Raw genomic sequence first — 16677 nt, 5'->3', positions numbered from 1 at the left:
ACGTGAAACATTCGAAGTACGATGTGATTGTCGTAGGTGGTGGCCACGCCGGCACGGAAGCCGCTCACGCCGCCGCACGAATGGGTGCGAAAACGGTACTGATTACACTGAGCCGCAGTGGGATCGGTGTGATGTCCTGCAATCCCGCTATTGGCGGATTGGGTAAGGGGCATCTTGTTCGGGAAATCGACGCCTTTGATGGCGTAATGGGCCGTGTTGCTGATCTGGCCGGGATACAATTCCGTCTCCTGAATCGTCGGAAAGGCCCAGCGGTTCAGGGGCCAAGAGCGCAATCCGATCGAACGATTTACCGTCAAGAGATCCTGAGGCTAACCGAAGCGCAACCGAACCTGGATATTCTCGAAGGTGAAGTAACTGATTTCCTCATGTCGGGAACAGAAGTTACTGGGGCTGTGCTGTCTGACGGAAGTGAAATTCCAGCAAAGGCAGTTATTCTCACCTCCGGAACATTCCTACGTGGCGTTATTCACATCGGAGACATCTCCAGACCTGGAGGCCGGATTGGTGACAAACCTTCCGTTCGGCTAGCTGAACGCCTGGACAGTTTTGAACTGCCGCTTGGCCGGCTGAAGACAGGAACGCCACCCCGGCTGGACGGGCGTACAATCGACTGGGATGGTCTGGAGGCTCAGCCAGGGGACGATGACCCGGTCTTCTTCTCATTTATGACAAGCGCAATAAGCGCCAAGCAAGTTTCCTGCGGTATTACTCACACCAATACTCAGACGCATGACATCATCCGGAAAAACCTGGAGCGGTCAGCGATGTACGGCGGGCACATTGAAGGTGTTGGCCCACGATACTGTCCGTCGATAGAAGATAAGATTGTACGTTTCTCTGACAAGGAATCGCATCAGATCTTTCTGGAACCAGAGGGTGTTTCGGATCACAAGGTCTACCCAAATGGCATCTCTACAAGCTTGCCGCAAGACGTTCAGGAGGCGTATGTCCGGTCTATCAAGGGGCTTGAGAGAGCAACTATCCTTCAGCCCGGGTATGCAATTGAGTATGATTATGTAGACCCACGCGTATTGAAGCTGGACCTGTCCCTGAAGGACATTCCAGGCTTGTACTTGGCCGGGCAGATAAATGGGACAACCGGGTACGAGGAAGCTGCAGCACAGGGATTGGTTGCCGGCTTGAACGCTGCTCGTATGGCACAGGAAGAAGAGCCGGTTACGTTTGGCCGGTCAACCAGCTACATCGGCGTAATGATCGATGATCTCACTACAAACGGTGTCGCTGAGCCCTACCGAATGTTCACTTCCCGGGCTGAGTTTCGTCTGTCCTTACGGGCAGATAACGCTGACCAAAGGCTAACACCCATGGCTATAGAACTGGGTTGTGTTGGCGATGGCCGGCGGATAGCGTTTCAGGAGAAGAATGAGGGTCTAATTTCAGGGCGGAACATCCTGGAGTCCCATGCATTTACACCCAAAGAAGTTACCTCGGCCGGAATACGGGTTAACCAAGATGGAAACCGTCGCAGCGGAATGGATGTTCTTGCGTTTCCTGAAGTCTCCTTCGAGGACGTCATTCCGCTGATGCCGGACTTAGCACGGGTGAAAAAGGAAAATCGCCGGCAGTTGGAGCGTGATGCTCTCTACGCTAACTATATTGCACGCCAAGAACGGGAAGTTTCTGCGATGAAGAAGGATGAGGGATATCGCTTCCCCGCCGAATTTTCATTTGAAGGAATTGACGGTCTTTCCAAGGAATTGCAAATTAAGTTGTCCCAGTCCAGACCAGAAACACTGGCGCAAGCGGCCCGTATTGACGGAATAACACCGGCTGCGCTTGCGCTTCTGCTTGCGCGTTTGCGCCGTGGCCTTCCGAAAAAGGGGAAATCCGCGTGAGAAATGGGATGCTTCCTCAAGGACTTGATGTTTCACGTGAAACATTGCAGAGGCTTGAAACCTTTGAGCAGGTCATACAAAAGTGGAACCCGAAGATAAATCTCGTTTCGAAATCGAGCTTGGAGCATCTTTGGATGCGTCATATCGCCGATTCCATTCAAGTATTCCGTTGTGCGGATCCTGTTGGACATTGGGTCGATATAGGTAGCGGTGGCGGTTTCCCAGGGCTGATTGTTGCTATTTTGGCTGCAGATGAAGCACCTGATATGAAGGTAACATTGATCGAAAGTGATCAGAGGAAATCTGCGTTCCTTAGAACAGCTGCACGAGAATGTGCTGTCAAGATGACTGTTTTGACCGAGAGAATTGAAAAGGTTGAACCTCAAGGAGCGGATATCCTGTCTGCGCGTGCCTTGGCGGATTTGTCCACATTGCTTGAATTTTCAGAGCGCCATCTGTCATCCGAAGGGGTGGCGTTGTTCCCTAAGGGAGAGAGTTGGAAAAAAGAAGTGGATAACGCCAGGCAGCAATGGCAGTTCGTTGCGGAACAGGTTAAAAGCCTGACAGAACAAGAAGCAGTAATCCTGAAAATAAGGGAAGTGGCACGTGTCTGATTATTCCCGCCCTGAGGGGCCTCGTATTATCGCGGTCGCAAATCAGAAAGGCGGGGTTGGGAAGACAACGACAGCCATAAATCTGGCGGCCGCTTTGGTGGAAACCGGACTTCGTGTGTTGGTTGTCGACCTTGATCCGCAGGGGAATGCTTCAACTGGCCTTGGGATTGAGCCGTCGGATCGGGATCTGACTACATATGATCTTTTGGTTGAAGACTCATCTCTGAGTGACGTCATTCAAACGACGGAGATTGAGGATCTGTGTATCATCCCAGCGACTGTTGATCTCAGCTCGGCTGATATCGAACTGTTTACCAATGAAAAACGCAGTTTCCTTCTGCATGATGCTCTGCGCCAAACCGCGATGGACGAATATGACTGGGACTACGTTCTGATTGATTGTCCGCCTTCTTTGAACCTATTGACGGTCAACGCAATGGTCGCAGCACATTCGGTTCTGGTTCCGTTGCAAAGTGAGTTTTTTGCCTTGGAAGGGGTGACCCAGCTCATGCTGACAATTAGAGAAGTTCGGCAGTCAGCGAATCCGAACCTTCGAATCGAAGGAATTGTCCTGACAATGTTTGATCGTCGCAATAACTTGTCGCAGCAGGTGGAACAGGACGCCCGGGATAATCTGGGTGATTTGGTGTTTCAAACAAAAATCCCCCGCAATGTCCGGGTCAGCGAGGCACCTTCTTATGCGCAACCGGTTCTAAACTATGACACAAACTCTCTTGGCGCACAGGCATACCGGGCGTTGGCAGAGGAAATCCTCACTAAACATCACAAGATAGCGGCGTAAATGCAGAATACCTACCGGAGGCAATCATGGCAGACAAAAAAACAAAACCACGCGGACTGGGCCGGGGATTGTCAGCGTTGATGGCAGATGTGAACCCTGCACCGGTGAGCACGCAGGCAGAGGCACCACGGAATGCAGAAATTCTGGTGCCGATTGAAAATGTCATTGCCAACCCAAATCAGCCTCGCCGGCAGTTCTTGCAAGAAGACTTGGATGATCTGACAGCCTCGATTAAGGAAAAGGGCGTTCTGCAGCCGCTGATCGTTCGGCCGCGGCCGGGCGGAAAATTCGAGATTGTGGCGGGGGAACGCCGCTGGCGCGCCTCACAGGCCGCGCAGTTGCATGAAGTTCCAGTACTGATCCGGGACTACTCGGATCTTGAGATGATGGAAGTGGCCATCATCGAAAACATCCAGCGCTCGGATCTTAATGCGCTGGAAGAGGCGCAAAGCTACAAGCAACTGATGGAAAAGTTCGGCCATACGCAAGAACGGATGGCCGAAGCACTTGGTAAAAGCCGGAGCCATATTGCTAATCTAGTGCGCTTGTTGCACCTGCCGGATGATGTTCAAAACCTGGTGCAGGAGCGCAAGCTGTCGGCTGGCCATGCCCGGGCACTGATCACTTCGGACAATGCTTCAGATCTTGCTGTGAAGATCGTCAAGGGGGGGCTGTCTGTCCGCGCGACCGAAGCATTGGTTAAGAAAGATGCCGCTGGAGTTCAGACATCTGCCGAAAAGAGACCGAGAAAACCGCAGGAAAAGGATGCGGATACCCGTGCTCTTGAAGGAGATCTGTCGGCGGTTCTGAAAATGAAAGTGGCTATCGATCATAAGCCTGGCGGTGAAGCCGGCGCCGTAACGATCAGCTACGAAAGCCTGGATCAACTGGATGAGCTGTGCAACCTGCTCAGCCGTTAGGCCGGGTCCAGATGAAGAGAAGTACAGAAGAGAGAACAACCGCCTGGATCCCTACTATGTAGCCAGGGGCACCAAGAAGCAGAGATAGTCCGAAGACGGCGGCAATCGAAACGGTTGCCGCCTTTTTTGCGCCTGGCCGGATGGCGCCGTGGTCACGCCAATCCAGGATCATAGGGCCAAAAATGTTGTGATCAACGATCCAACTGTGCAGGCGTTCAGATGAGTTGGCAAAAAAGAACGCGGCAAGGAGAAGGAAGGGGACAGTTGGAAGCAAGGGCAGAACAATACCTATGACGGCCAAGCCGACACAGAACAGTCCTAGGCCGGCATAGATAAAACGCATTGTTTCAATCCATCAACAGTTCGCGGAGCACTGCATTCAATAGTGCGCGTCCTTGATCAGTCGCGCGGAGCCTCTTCTCTGAGATAGTGATCATGCCCATCTGTACAAGATCCTCAAGTCGACTCTCGGGGAGATTAACGCCTGAAAGTTGAGTGTACCGTGCTAAATCCAGACCTTCGGAAAGGCGCATCCCCATCATCATGTATTCAGCCACAGCATCTTCTTGCGAAAGAGAATCGCGCAGGGATTCCCCATTTCCCTTACTGACCGCTTCCAGCCAGGCACCTGGGGCCAGATGGGTTTCCGTGGCGTACCGGGTACCATCAATACTCAAACGGCCATGGGCGCCGGGGCCGATCCCGGCGTAGTCACCGTATCGCCAGTAGATTAGGTTATGACGGGATTCCGAACCCGGCTTGGCGTGGTTGGATATTTCATAACCGGCCATGCCAAAAGACGCGCAGATGTCCTGGGTCGCCTGATACATATCCGCAGAGGTGTCGTCGGCCGGCAGACCGCGCAGTTTCCCCCGGGCGTAGCGATCACCAAAAGCGGTGCCGTCCTCAATTGTCAGCTGGTAGAGCGACAGGTGGTCAATAGCCATGGAAAGTGCTTCGCGAAGTTCCGCTTCCCAGGTTTTCAGTGTTTGGCCCTGACGGGCATAAATCAAATCAAAGCTGACCCGGTCAAAGCATTTTCGGGCGATATCAAAGGCTGCTTTGGCTTCGGAGACACTGTGAATACGTCCCAGCCGGCGCAGGTCTTCGTCATTCAGGGCTTGAATACCCATAGAGATCCTGTTGACTCCGGCGTCGCGGTAACCGGCAAAGCGACCTGCCTCAACCGAGCCGGGATTTGCTTCAAGAGAGATCTCTATGTCATTGGCAAAGGGCCAAATTTCACGTGCCCGATCGATAACAGCGGCGACAGTTTCGGGCTGCATCAGAGAGGGAGTGCCGCCGCCGAAGAATATTGAGTTGAGGACACGGCCTGAGAGCTGTTCCGAGAGTCTGTCGAGTTCGCTCAGATAGGCTCTAACCCAAAGCTTTTGGTCTATTTTTGCGGAGACATGACTGTTGAAGTCGCAATAGGGGCATTTGGCCTGACAAAAGGGCCAATGCACATAGAGGCCAAAGCCCCCATTGCGCCAGTCATCCACCGAAACAGCCCCGGATGAACTGGGCAACTGCCTTGCCGCGATGGCTGATCTTGTTCTTTTCCGCTGGATCCATTTCGGCGCAAGTGATGCTGTAACCGTCCGGCTGGAACATCGGATCGTAACCAAACCCATGCGCGCCGCGGATTGGCCAGACCAGCTGGCCCGGCATCACGCCTTCGAACACCTCGTCGTGGCCGTCGGGCCAGGCGATGACAAGGGTGCAGCAGAACTGGGCTGTGCGGGGGGCTTCGGGGCCGGTCGCGTTCAGCTCGTCATTGGCGCGGGTCATCGCCATTTGGAAGTCACGGCCATTAGGGGTTTCTGCCCAATCGGCGGTGTAGACGCCGGGGGCACCATTCAGAGCGTCGATAGTGATCCCGGAATCGTCGGACAAGGCTGGCAGGCCGGTTGCCTTGGCCGCGGCATGGGCCTTGATGCGGGCATTGCCGACAAAGGTGTCTTCGGTTTCTTCCGGCTCCGGCAGGTTCATTTCGCCGGCGCCGGCAACGCTGACACCGAAGGGGGCAAGTATCTCGGTGATCTCGTTCAGCTTGCCCTTGTTGTGGGTGGCGACAAGCAGCTTGCCGCCTTCCAGTTTGCGGATCATTTGCAGGCGGCCTTTTGCATCTCTGCCAGCTCTGTGGTGCCCTTGGCGGCCAAATCCATCAGCTGGTTCATCTGATCGCGGGAGAACAGGGAGCCTTCGGCGGACATCTGCACTTCGATCAGCTTGCCCGAGCCAGTCATGATAAAGTTGCCGTCAACGCCGGCCTCGGAATCCTCCGGGTAGTCCAGATCCAGCACCGGCTGGCCTGCATAGATACCGCAGGAAACTGCAGAAACCGGATCCATCAGCGGGTCGATGTGGACGTCGCCGGCTTTCATCAGCTTGTTAACCGCCAGGCGCAGGGCGACCCAGCCGCCGGTGATCGAGGCGCAACGGGTGCCGCCATCGGCCTGCAGAACGTCACAGTCGACGGTGATCTGACGCTCGCCCAAAGCGACGCGGTCGACGCCGGCCCGCAGTGCGCGGCCGATCAGACGCTGGATTTCAACCGTGCGGCCGCCTTGCTTGCCCGATGCAGCCTCGCGGCGCATACGGGTATTGGTGGCGCGGGGAAGCATGCCGTATTCAGCGGTGACCCAGCCAAGGCCGGTTCCCTTGATAAAGGGCGGCACCCGGTCTTCGATGGTGGCGGTGCACAGGACGTGGGTATCGCCAATCTTGATCAGGCAGGAGCCCTCGGCGTGTTTGGTGAAGCCGGTCTCAATCGACACGGCGCGCATTTCATTCAGTTCTCGTCCTGAGGGTCGCATGGCACATCCTTTATTTGCTGGCTTGGGGATATCCCCCGGACGCCAAGCTATGCAAGCCCGATTGACCTTTTCCCACGCTGCTCTTTAATGACAACCTAGCTTCGGGTTCTTATGTTGAATCCGCAAGAAACGCTGGAAAATCGATGAGCGACGCGAACAATATCCTGCAAGACCTGAATGACCGTTCGCGGGAAGTTTTCCGGACGGTGGTCGAAAGCTATTTGGAGAGCGGCGATCCGGTTGGCAGCCGCACGCTGACACGTTCACTGAGCGAAAAGGTAAGTGCAGCCACGGTTCGCAACGTAATGCAGGACCTGGAATTCCTTGGCCTTCTGGATAGCCCGCATGTAAGCGCTGGCAGGGTGCCCACCCAGATGGGCTTGCGGATGTTTGTCGATGGGTTGCTGGAGGTTGGCGACCTGAACGCAAACGACCGGAAGAAGATCGACGCGACGCTGGGCAAAAATGCCGGCGATGTGGGGGGCATGCTGGACCGGGTCGGAGCGGCGCTGTCCGGTGTGACGCAAGGTGCTTCGTTGGTGCTGACGCCCAAACATGAGGCGGAGATCCGGCATATCGAGTTTGTGTCTTTGGCGCACGACCGGGCGCTGGTGGTGCTGGTGTTCTCAGATGGCCATGTTGAAAACCGCCTGTTTAAGCCGCCGCCGGGACAGACACCCAGTTCGATGCGGGAGGCTGCGAATTTCCTTAATGCGCTGATTGAAGGGCGCACGCTGAGCGAGGTGCAGCGGGAGATCCAAAAAGAGATCTCGGCACGGCGGCAGGAAATCGATAGCTTGGCACATGCGATGATCGAAAGCGGGTTGGCCGTCTGGGAGGATGACGACAGTGATCAGGCCCGGCTGATTGTACGCGGGCGGGCGAATCTTCTGGCCGAAACTGGTGCGGCGGAGGAGCTGGAGCGGATACGGACCTTGTTTGACGATTTAGAGCGCAAGCGTGATATCGCCGAATTTCTGGAACTGACCGAAGACGGCGATGGAGTGCGCATTTTTATCGGTTCGGAGAACAAACTTTTCTCACTTTCGGGTTCCTCTTTGGTGGTGTCTCCCTATATGAACGCGGATCGAAAGATCATCGGTGCGGTGGGGGTGATTGGCCCGACGCGCCTGAATTACGGACGGATTGTGCCGATTGTAGACTATACGGCACAACTGGTCGGCAAACTGTTGTCGGACCGGAGTTAGAGGTGAAACATGGCAGAGCTCAAGGACGAAGACTTTCTGGATGATATCGCTGCCGCCGAGGCAGAAGAGCTGGCGGGGCAGACCGAGGAATTTGATGATGCCTCGTTGGAAATCGATGCACTCCGGGCGGAACGGGATGAGCTGAAGGACCGGTTCATGCGGGCGCTTGCGGATGCTGAGAACGCCCGCAAGCGCGGTGACAAAGCACGCCGGGAAGCGGAGAATTACGGTGGCTCGAAACTGGCCCGTGACATGCTGCCGGTTTACGACAACATGAAGCGCGCGATCGAAGCGGCGACCGATGAGCAGCGCGAAGTTGCGGCGGCGCTGATCGAAGGTGTGGAACTGACCATGCGCTCGCTGCTGGGTGTGTTTGAAAAGCACGGCATCCGGGTTGTGTCGCCAGAGGTTGGCGACAAGTTTGATCCGCAGGTGCATGAGGCGATGTTCGAAGCACCGGTGCCGGGCACCAAGGCTGGTGACATCATCCAGGTGTCCGCCGAAGGCTTCATGCTGCACGACCGCCTGCTGCGGGCCGCGCAGGTTGGTGTGTCTTCCACGCCGGCCAGCTGATGTGAACAGACCCTGACGGGCCTGTGCCTTCGGCGAGAGTATTTTCGGAAAGATGAAAGGGCGGGTCCGTTTGGATCCGCCTTTTTTTTAGATTGCAGCTTCTTTTAGTTTGTAGATCATTTCCAGTGCTTCTCTTGGGGAGAGGTCGTCCGGCTGAATACCGGCGAGGAGTTCTTCGGCCGGAGAGGGCCCCGCCGGCGCCGTGGGTTGTGGTGGCGGGGCTGCTGCGAAGAGGGGAAGGTCGTCGATTTGGACCTTCGTTCCGCCTTCGCGGCTGCTTTGTTCTAGCATGCCGAGTACATCTCGCGCACGCGCAACTACCGATGCCGGCAGGCCAGCCAGCTGCGCCACCTGTACACCATAGGACCGGTCAGCAGCGCCTTTGTGCACTTCATGCAGGAAGATCACTTCGCCTTCCCATTCTTTGACCGCTACTGTGGCGTTGTCGACGCCTTCCAATTTGGCGGCAAGCTGCGTCAGCTCGTGGTAATGGGTCGCAAAAAGCGCGCGCGAGCGGTTAACCTCATGCAGGTGTTCCAGCGTGGCCCAGGCGATGGAGAGGCCATCATAGGTGGCTGTGCCACGGCCGATCTCATCCAGGATCACCAGAGCGCGGTCGTCGGCCTGATTTAGAATGGCTGCAGTTTCCACCATTTCCACCATGAAGGTGGAGCGGCCGCGCGCGAGGTCGTCCGAAGCACCGACCCGGCTGAAAAGCTGGCTAACGACGCCGATATGGGCACCTTCCGCGGGAACGTAACTGCCCATTTGGGCAAGCAAAGCGATCAGAGCGTTCTGGCGCAGGAAGGTCGACTTACCGGCCATGTTCGGACCGGTAAGCAGCCAAACCGCTGCACCTTCCTGGGCTGACAGATCGCAGTCATTGGCCACAAAAGTCTCGCCGCCCTGCTGGCGCAGCGCTTGTTCCACCACCGGATGGCGGCCGCCCTCCACGTGGAATGCACGGCTTCCATCAACCTTCGGACGGGTCCAGTTTTCGCCGCGTGCCAAATCGGCCAACCCGGCCAGAACATCCAGCTCGGCCAGCCCGCGGGCGGCCGTGTTAAGACGGGCGGCAGTTTCCAGAATTGCCCCGGAAAGCCCTGCATAGAGCCTTTTTTCAATCTCCAGCGCCAGGTTTCCGGCATTCAGGATGCGGGTTTCGATCTCGCTCAGCTCCACCGTGGTGAAACGGACCTGATTCGCTGTTGTCTGGCGGTGAATGTAGATCTCATTGAGAGGTGGCGACATCATCTTGTCCGCGTGGGTTGCGGTGGTTTCGATGAAGTAGCCCAGCACATTGTTATGCTTGATCTTCAGTGAGGTGACGCCGGTGTGTTGGGCGTATTGCTGCTGCATCGAAGCAATCACCGAGCGGCCTTCGTCGCGCAGAGTGCGGGCTTCGTCCAGTTCCGGATCGTAACCGGTTGCGATGTAACCGCCGTCCCGTGCCATAAGCGGCGGTTCGGCTACCAGGGCCGCATCGAGGAGAGACAGTAAATCGTCAAAACCTTGCAGATCCGACATGGCCCCGGCCATCAGCGCAGGCAGCTCCAGGCCGGCGCAGAACCCGGCAATTGCTTCGGCCTGCGACAGCCCGTTGCGGATAGCAGCCAGATCGCGCGGGCCGCCGCGCTCCAGCGCCAGACGGGAGAGTGCCCGGTCCAGGTCCGGTGTTTTGCGCAAAGCCGCGCGCAGGTCTTCGGCGGTCTGAGATCGTTCAACAGTGAAATCCAATGCAGCTAGGCGCTGGTGGATCACATCGAGATTACGAGAGGGGCTGGACAGCCGTTGTTCCAGCAGACGCGCGCCGCCGGGAGTGACAGTGCGGTCAACAACTGCCAGCAGCGAGCCGGCGCGGCCACCGGACAGCGAACGGGTCAGCTCCAGATTACGGCGGGTGGCGGCGTCGATCTGGACCACCCGGTCCTGCGCCTCCTGCTGTGGCGGCTGCAGCAGCGGCAGCTTGCCCTTTTGGGTGATCTCCAAATAGTCGATCAGCGCGCCCATGGCTGAGACCTCGGCCCGGGTGAAAGTGCCGAACCCATCCAATGCGCTGACGTTGAACAAAGAGCAGATGCGCTTTTCCGCAGCGGTGCTGTCAAAGCTCGCCTTGCCCAGCGGAGTGAGCGGGATCTTGTATTCTTCAGCCAGAGGGAGGGCAGCGTCATAGGCCGGACCATCAGCAACGATCAGCTCTGATGGCGCCAGGCGGGCGAGCTCGGGCGACAAGCGGACCCGCGCGACCGGCATCACGTGGAACGCTCCGGTAGAGATGTCCGCCCAAGCCAGCGCCGCCTCATCCCGCAGTTCAGAGTAAGAAACCAGAAAATTGTGGCGGCGCGCTTCTAGCAGAGACTCTTCGGTGAGAGTGCCCGGGGTCACAAGCCGCACCACATCCCGCTTCACCACCGATTTGGAACCGCGCTTTTTAGCTTCGGCCGGGCTTTCCAGCTGCTCGCCTACGGCAACGCGAAAGCCCTTGCGGATCAGCGTCAGCAGATAGCCTTCGGCGGCATGGACGGGCACGCCGCACATCGGAATGTCTTCGCCGTTGTGCTTGCCGCGTTTGGTCAGCGCGATGTCTAAGGCTTCTGCGGCGTTGACTGCGTCCTCAAAGAACATCTCGTAAAAGTCGCCCATCCGATAAAAAAGCAACGCATCCGCGTGCGCTGCCTTGATCTCGAGATACTGCGCCATCATGGGCGTTACGGTCATGAAAATTCCCCCGGGTCGTCGTTGTAAAACGTGTACATTGGGGGCGGTCCGAGGAAAACCCGGATGTGACTGCCGCCAGGAACACTGGCGGCAGTCTGCTGTCAGTAAAGGTTGCGCAGTGTGTCGGGCATTGTGTTGACGATGGAGAGTGACAGGGTGCTCAGCTGTTGCTGCGCCTGCAGCGCCAGAAGTTTTGTCGCCGCTTCCTCCATGCTGGTGTCGATCATCGAACTGACTCCCTGGGTGATCGAATCCGACAGCTTGCCGACATACTGGTTCTGTTCGGCAATGCCGCCGGCGCTGGCGCCAAGAGCGGCGGAACTGTCGATTGCGTAAGCCAGGAACCCCTCGATTTCTCCCAGGGCGGTCAGTGCGCTGGCGCTGTCGGTGATGGCTGTCCGGTTGCCAATGTCAAACTGCGGGCTGCCTTCGAAGTCCGCGCCATCAACGCTGAGCGTGGTCACGCCTCCGGTCGCGGATAGTGCTGACGGGACAGTCAGCGCTGTGCCGCCATTGCCGTCCACATCAGTTTTCAGCAGGTTCACACCATTGAAACTGGAGGATGAGATTATGGAATTGATCTGCTCGGTCTTTTGCGACAGGGCGGCTTCGAATTTGCTGAAATCCCCCATCCCGCTTGCCGCCATAACTGCCAGTGACCGCATTTCTGTTAAAGTGTCAGTGATCTGTTCCGCTCCGGCAGAAGCAACCGCCACGGTGGCTTCACCCAGCGACAACGTGTCTGAGACAGAACGCAGCCCCGAAATATCTGAATCCATCAGTTCGGAGATCGCCCAAAGCGCGGCGTTATCCTGCGCCATGTTGACTTCTTTGCCGGTGGATATGCTGTCTTGCACGGTGTCGAGTTGGCTATTGACGCCACCCAATGTCTGCAAGGCAACCATCGCGCCGGAATTGTTTTGGAAACTTATCATTCCTCATTATTCCTTTGATCCTAGGCCCGTGTTCCGGGCGGACAGATGTCATTCTGACACGTGCTTATCAGGCTCATGAGTTCGAGCGCGCAGCGCCACCTGGCTTGCAGGTGCGTGTTAATACCTATTAATAAATTACAGCAGCCGGGCGTCTACTTTAAGGTGAAAACTTGGCGTTATCTATCGTCCTTTGGTCGCATTTATCCCAATTCTGGCTATACAGATTCTTGAAAGCCCGGATTGAGGGGCGCGGTTGGCTGGGCTAAGACGGACCGCGACGAGGAGAGGACACGAGATAAAATGCCCAAAACAAAGATCACCGATGAGGAAGCCCTGGCGTTTCACCTGGAGCCGTCTCCGGGCAAATGGGAGATCAATGCCACTGTCCCGATGACAACGCAGCGGGATCTGTCTTTGGCCTACTCTCCGGGGGTTGCGGTGCCTTGCGAGGCAATCGCGGCAAATCCTGAGACCGCCTATGATTACACCAACAAGGGCAATCTGGTTGCGGTGATCTCCAACGGCACGGCGGTGCTGGGTCTGGGCAATCTGGGGGCTTTGGGCTCTAAGCCGGTGATGGAGGGCAAATCTGTCCTGTTCAAACGCTTCGCTGACGTGAACTCGATCGACATCGAACTGGATACCGAGGATCCGGACAAGTTCATCGAAGCGGTTAAGCTGATGGGGCCGACCTTTGGCGGCATCAACCTGGAAGACATCAAGGCGCCGGAGTGTTTCATCATTGAGCAGAAGCTCAAGGAAGAGATGGATATTCCCGTCTTCCACGATGATCAGCACGGCACTGCGGTGATCTGTGCGGCCGGCCTGATCAACGCGCTGCATCTGTCGGGCAAGAAGATTGAGGATGTGAAGATCGTCCTGAATGGGGCAGGGGCAGCCGGCATTGCCTGTATCGAGCTGTTGAAAGCCATGGGCGCGCGGCACGAAAACTGCATTGTCTGCGACACCAAAGGCGTGATCTATCAGGGCCGTACCGAGGGCATGAACCAGTGGAAATCCGCCCATGCGATCAGCACGGATCTGCGCACTCTGGAAGAAGCCATGCACGGTGCCGACGTCTTTCTGGGCGTATCGGTCAAGGGCGCGGTAACCCAGGAGATGGTCGCCGCGATGGCCGACAATCCGGTGATTTTTGCGATGGCAAACCCGGATCCGGAAATCACTCCCGAAGAAGCGCATGAGGTGCGTGTTGATGCCATCGTCGCCACCGGCCGGTCCGATTACCCGAACCAGGTCAACAACGTGCTGGGATTTCCCTACCTGTTCCGCGGCGCGCTGGACATCCACGCCCGCGCTATCAACGACGAGATGAAGATCGCCTGTGCCCACGCTCTGGCAGCACTCGCGCGTGAGGATGTGCCGGATGAAGTGGCGCTGGCCTATGGCAAGTCGCTGTCATTTGGCCGCGACTATATCATTCCGACGCCCTTTGATCCCCGGCTTATCCATCGGATCCCGCTGGCGGTGGCCAGGGCAGGCATGGACACCGGTGCCGCCCGCCGTCCGATCGTGGACATGGACGCCTATGAGGTGGGATTGAAATCCCGCATGGATCCGACCGCCTCTATCCTGCGTGGATTGAATGCCCGTGCCCGGTCCGCCCAGTCCCGGATGATCTTTGCCGAAGGGGATGATCCGCGTGCGCTGCGCGCTGCAGTGATGTACCAGCGTTCGGGCTTTGGGAAATCACTGGTTGTGGGCCGGCAGGAGGATGTGCGCACCAAACTGGAAAAAGCCGGCCTTGGCGATGCTGTGCGTGAGCTGGAAATTGTCAACGCTGCCAACACGCCGAATTTCGATTTGTACAAGGACTTCCTGTACAGCCGCTTGCAGCGTAAAGGCTTTGATCACAAAGATATTCACCGGCTGGTAGGACGTGACCGGCACGTGTTCGCCAGCCTGATGCTGGCGCATGGGCATGGCGATGGTCTGGTCACCGGTGCAACCCGGAAATCGGCCCATGTTCTGGAACGGATCAACCATGTGTTTGATGCCGATGCCGATCATGGTGCCGCTGGTGTGACTGCACTGTTGCATAAAGGCCGGATCGTGCTGATCGGGGACACGCTGGTGCATGAATGGCCGGATGAGAACCACCTGGCAAACATCGCTGAACGTGCTGTGGGCGTTGCCCGTCATATGGGGCTTGAACCGAGGGTGGCCTTTGTCAGCTTCTCCACCTTTGGCTATCCAGTGTCGGAGCGCGCGGAAAAAATGCATGTCGCACCCGCCGTTCTGGACAAGCGTGGTGTTGATTTCGAATACGAAGGCGAAATGACCGTTGATGTGGCACTGAACGAGCGGGCGCAGCGGTACTACCCGTTTCAGCGTCTGACCGGCCCGGCCAACATCCTGATCGTGCCGGCCCGCCACTCGGCCTCGATCTCGGTCAAGCTGATGCAGGAGATGGGCGGCGCCACGGTAATCGGCCCGATCCTGTCTGGCATCGACAAGCCGATCCAGATCTGCTCGACCACCTCCACCACCAATGACATTTTGAATATGGCGGTACTGGCAGCCTGCAACATCGGGTGATCTGAGATGGCAATCTGGAACCTGGGATCAATCAATGCGGACATGGTCTATGCCTTGCCGCATCTGCCGGCGGCGGGGGAAACCCTTGCCGCTAGGCGCCTTGACCGCTTTTTGGGCGGGAAAGGCGCCAACATGTCCGTTGCCGCCGTCCGCGCTGGCAGCGAGGTTAATCACATTGGCGCTGTTGGACCTGACGGGGCTTGGGCAATTGAGCGGTTGAAGGGTTATGGCGCCGGAATTCGCGACATTGCCCAGGCGGACATCCCAACCGGCCACGCCATCATTGCGGTGGAGCCGGAGGGTGAAAACCAGATCATCCTGTTTCCAGGCGCCAACCGTGCGCTGACCCAAGACCAGCTGGAGCAAGCGCTTTCACGGGCAAATGCAGGTGACATTCTGGTGATGCAGAATGAAACCAATATGCAGGCTGAAGCTGCCCATGCGGGCCGGGATCACGGGATGCAGGTCTGCTACGCCGCCGCCCCCTTTGACGCGGACGCCGTCCAAGCGGTTCTTCCGTTTCTCGACCTCTTGATCCTGAACGAGGTGGAAGCCGGACAGCTGAAGGAGGCCTCTGGCAAGTTGCCGGATGAGCTTGGCATCAAAGACGTGATTATCACTCTTGGTGCTAAAGGAGCCCGGCATATCGACGGCGAAACCGGTGCAGTTCTGGATGTTCCCGCTCTTCCGGTAACGCCCGTGGATACCACGGGGGCAGGGGACACTTTCACCGGATATGTCCTCGCAGGTCTGGATCAGGGTTTGCCGCTGGCACAAGCAATGCCACTGGCCGCAAAGGCTGCGGCACTGATGGTCACGCGGCATGGCACGGCAGATGTGATTCCTGAGCTGAAAGAAGTGCAGGAAGCCGGTTTTTAGTCTGCGGCAGCCAGCTTCTTTCTGGTCAAAATACTCCGGGGGAATTGGCCGTCAGGCCAAGGGGGCAGCGCCCCGTTTCAATGCCCGTTTGCAAATGGCGCGGCATCGCCCCACAGCTGCGCCACCCGCTCATCGCGGCCGCAGGCCTGGCGGTATCGCTTATAGGCCTCTGCCTGGCGTTTGGGGCCAAAGCGGGTGAACACCAAATTGTCCCCCTTGTAGTAGTCCTGATGATAGTCTTCTGCTTCATAGAAGGTCTTTGCTGAAAGGACAGGCGTCACGATTGTTTTCCCCAAGGCATCCTGAGCTTCGGATATAACCCGCCTGGCTAGGGCCTTCTCGACCTTGTTAGAGACGAATACCGCGGTGCGGTAGCTCTCTCCGCGATCGCAGAACTGGCCGCCTGCGTCGGTCGGATCAACTGAACGGATAAACAATTCCAGCAAATGCCCGCGCGAGACTTTTGCCGGATCAAAAGTAATTTGCACCGCTTCGTAATGGCCGCTGCCGCCGCGGCTGACGTCTTTGTAAGTCGGGCTTTTGGTCTTGCCACCGGTATAGCCCGACACGGCTTCGATCACCCCGGGCACGCCTTCAAAATCGCTTTCCACACACCAGAAGCACCCCCCGGCCACGGTCAAAACTTCAGTTGCTTGCGCCTGCACCGGATTGGCATGAGCAACCGTACCGATGGCAATAAGGCCCATCAAAGTCAAAAATCTCAGTCTTTCCAGTATACGCATCTTGGGACTCCATTCTGCTTTGCTGCCACCCTG

Annotated in this window: 15 protein-coding genes; 8 read left to right on the top strand and 7 right to left on the bottom strand. The window is 57.2% G+C overall.

What is annotated here, in order from left to right; all coding sequences use genetic code 11:
* Positions 1-2 precede the first annotated feature (2 nt).
* Genes mnmG through K3724_RS20215 form a run of 4 tightly spaced genes read left to right on the top strand, consistent with a single transcriptional unit; the run spans position 3 to position 4213 of the window.
* On the top strand, positions 3-1877 hold the full coding sequence (mnmG, locus tag K3724_RS20230; protein ID WP_259988633.1) for a tRNA uridine-5-carboxymethylaminomethyl(34) synthesis enzyme MnmG: 1875 nt from the start codon (positions 3-5) through the stop codon (positions 1875-1877).
* Between the two features lie 8 nt (positions 1878-1885).
* Positions 1886-2491 carry a 16S rRNA (guanine(527)-N(7))-methyltransferase RsmG gene (gene rsmG / locus K3724_RS20225; RefSeq protein WP_259992705.1) on the top strand — a complete coding sequence of 202 codons (606 nt, stop codon included), beginning with the start codon at positions 1886-1888 and terminating at the stop codon, positions 2489-2491.
* Entirely contained in the window at positions 2484-3293 is an 810-nt protein-coding gene (locus tag K3724_RS20220) for a ParA family protein (RefSeq protein WP_259988631.1), read from the top strand. Before rsmG ends, K3724_RS20220 begins: the two co-directional genes overlap by 8 nt.
* 26 nt (positions 3294-3319) lie before the next feature.
* Positions 3320-4213 carry a ParB/RepB/Spo0J family partition protein gene (locus K3724_RS20215; protein ID WP_259988629.1) on the top strand — a complete coding sequence of 298 codons (894 nt, stop codon included), beginning with the start codon at positions 3320-3322 and terminating at the stop codon, positions 4211-4213.
* Here K3724_RS20215 and K3724_RS20210 read toward each other — a convergent pair.
* Genes K3724_RS20210 through rph form a run of 4 tightly spaced genes read right to left on the bottom strand, consistent with a single transcriptional unit; the run spans position 4203 to position 7032 of the window.
* Positions 4203-4556, bottom strand: coding sequence for a YbaN family protein (locus K3724_RS20210; protein WP_259988627.1), 354 nt, complete (start codon positions 4554-4556; stop codon positions 4203-4205). The two genes, K3724_RS20215 and K3724_RS20210, sit on opposite strands and share 11 nt — an antisense overlap.
* A gap of 4 nt (positions 4557-4560) precedes the next feature.
* On the bottom strand, positions 4561-5715 hold the full coding sequence (gene hemW, locus K3724_RS20205) for a radical SAM family heme chaperone HemW (RefSeq protein ID WP_259988625.1): 1155 nt from the start codon (positions 5713-5715) through the stop codon (positions 4561-4563).
* Positions 5708-6322, bottom strand: coding sequence for an RdgB/HAM1 family non-canonical purine NTP pyrophosphatase (gene rdgB, locus K3724_RS20200; protein ID WP_259988623.1), 615 nt, complete (start codon positions 6320-6322; stop codon positions 5708-5710). Before rdgB ends, hemW begins: the two co-directional genes overlap by 8 nt.
* Complete coding sequence (rph, locus tag K3724_RS20195; RefSeq protein ID WP_259988621.1) at positions 6319-7032, bottom strand: ribonuclease PH; 714 nt, start codon at positions 7030-7032, stop codon at positions 6319-6321. The genes rdgB and rph overlap by 4 nt, the downstream gene beginning before the upstream one ends.
* Before the next feature lie 143 nt (positions 7033-7175).
* On the opposite strand from rph, the gene hrcA reads away from it, so the two are divergent.
* Both hrcA and K3724_RS20185 read left to right on the top strand, forming a co-directional pair.
* Positions 7176-8240, top strand: a complete 1065-nt coding sequence (hrcA, locus tag K3724_RS20190; protein ID WP_259988619.1) for a heat-inducible transcriptional repressor HrcA — start codon at positions 7176-7178, stop codon at positions 8238-8240.
* Positions 8241-8249: 9 nt separating this feature from the next.
* Positions 8250-8813, top strand: a complete 564-nt coding sequence (locus K3724_RS20185; protein WP_259988617.1) for a nucleotide exchange factor GrpE — start codon at positions 8250-8252, stop codon at positions 8811-8813.
* Between the two features lie 87 nt (positions 8814-8900).
* Here K3724_RS20185 and mutS read toward each other — a convergent pair whose 3' ends face one another.
* A complete protein-coding gene (mutS, locus tag K3724_RS20180; RefSeq protein WP_259988615.1) occupies positions 8901-11531 on the bottom strand; it encodes a DNA mismatch repair protein MutS in 2631 nt (876 codons plus the stop codon).
* A 101-nt stretch (positions 11532-11632) separates the two neighbouring features.
* Complete coding sequence (locus tag K3724_RS20175) at positions 11633-12466, bottom strand: flagellin (RefSeq protein ID WP_259988613.1); 834 nt, start codon at positions 12464-12466, stop codon at positions 11633-11635.
* Positions 12467-12766: 300 nt separating this feature from the next.
* On the opposite strand from K3724_RS20175, the gene K3724_RS20170 reads away from it, so the two are divergent.
* Both K3724_RS20170 and K3724_RS20165 read left to right on the top strand, forming a co-directional pair.
* Entirely contained in the window at positions 12767-15022 is a 2256-nt protein-coding gene (locus tag K3724_RS20170; RefSeq protein WP_259988611.1) for an NADP-dependent malic enzyme, read from the top strand.
* 6 nt (positions 15023-15028) lie between these two features.
* Positions 15029-15901: a ribokinase gene (locus K3724_RS20165; RefSeq protein ID WP_259988609.1), complete on the top strand. Its 873-nt coding sequence runs from the start codon at positions 15029-15031 to the stop codon at positions 15899-15901.
* Between the two features lie 77 nt (positions 15902-15978).
* On the opposite strand, the gene msrA is transcribed toward K3724_RS20165, so the two are convergent.
* Positions 15979-16608 (bottom strand): peptide-methionine (S)-S-oxide reductase MsrA, encoded by a 630-nt coding sequence (gene msrA, locus K3724_RS20160; RefSeq protein WP_259988607.1) that lies wholly within the window; start codon positions 16606-16608, stop codon positions 15979-15981.
* Between the last annotated feature and the right edge of the window lie 69 nt (positions 16609-16677).

This window comes from Leisingera sp. M658, assembly GCF_025144145.1.
Taxonomy (GTDB): Bacteria; Pseudomonadota; Alphaproteobacteria; order Rhodobacterales; family Rhodobacteraceae; genus Leisingera.
Note: the sequence above shows the minus strand (reverse complement) of the source record. Positions and strands in the feature narration are given on the sequence as shown.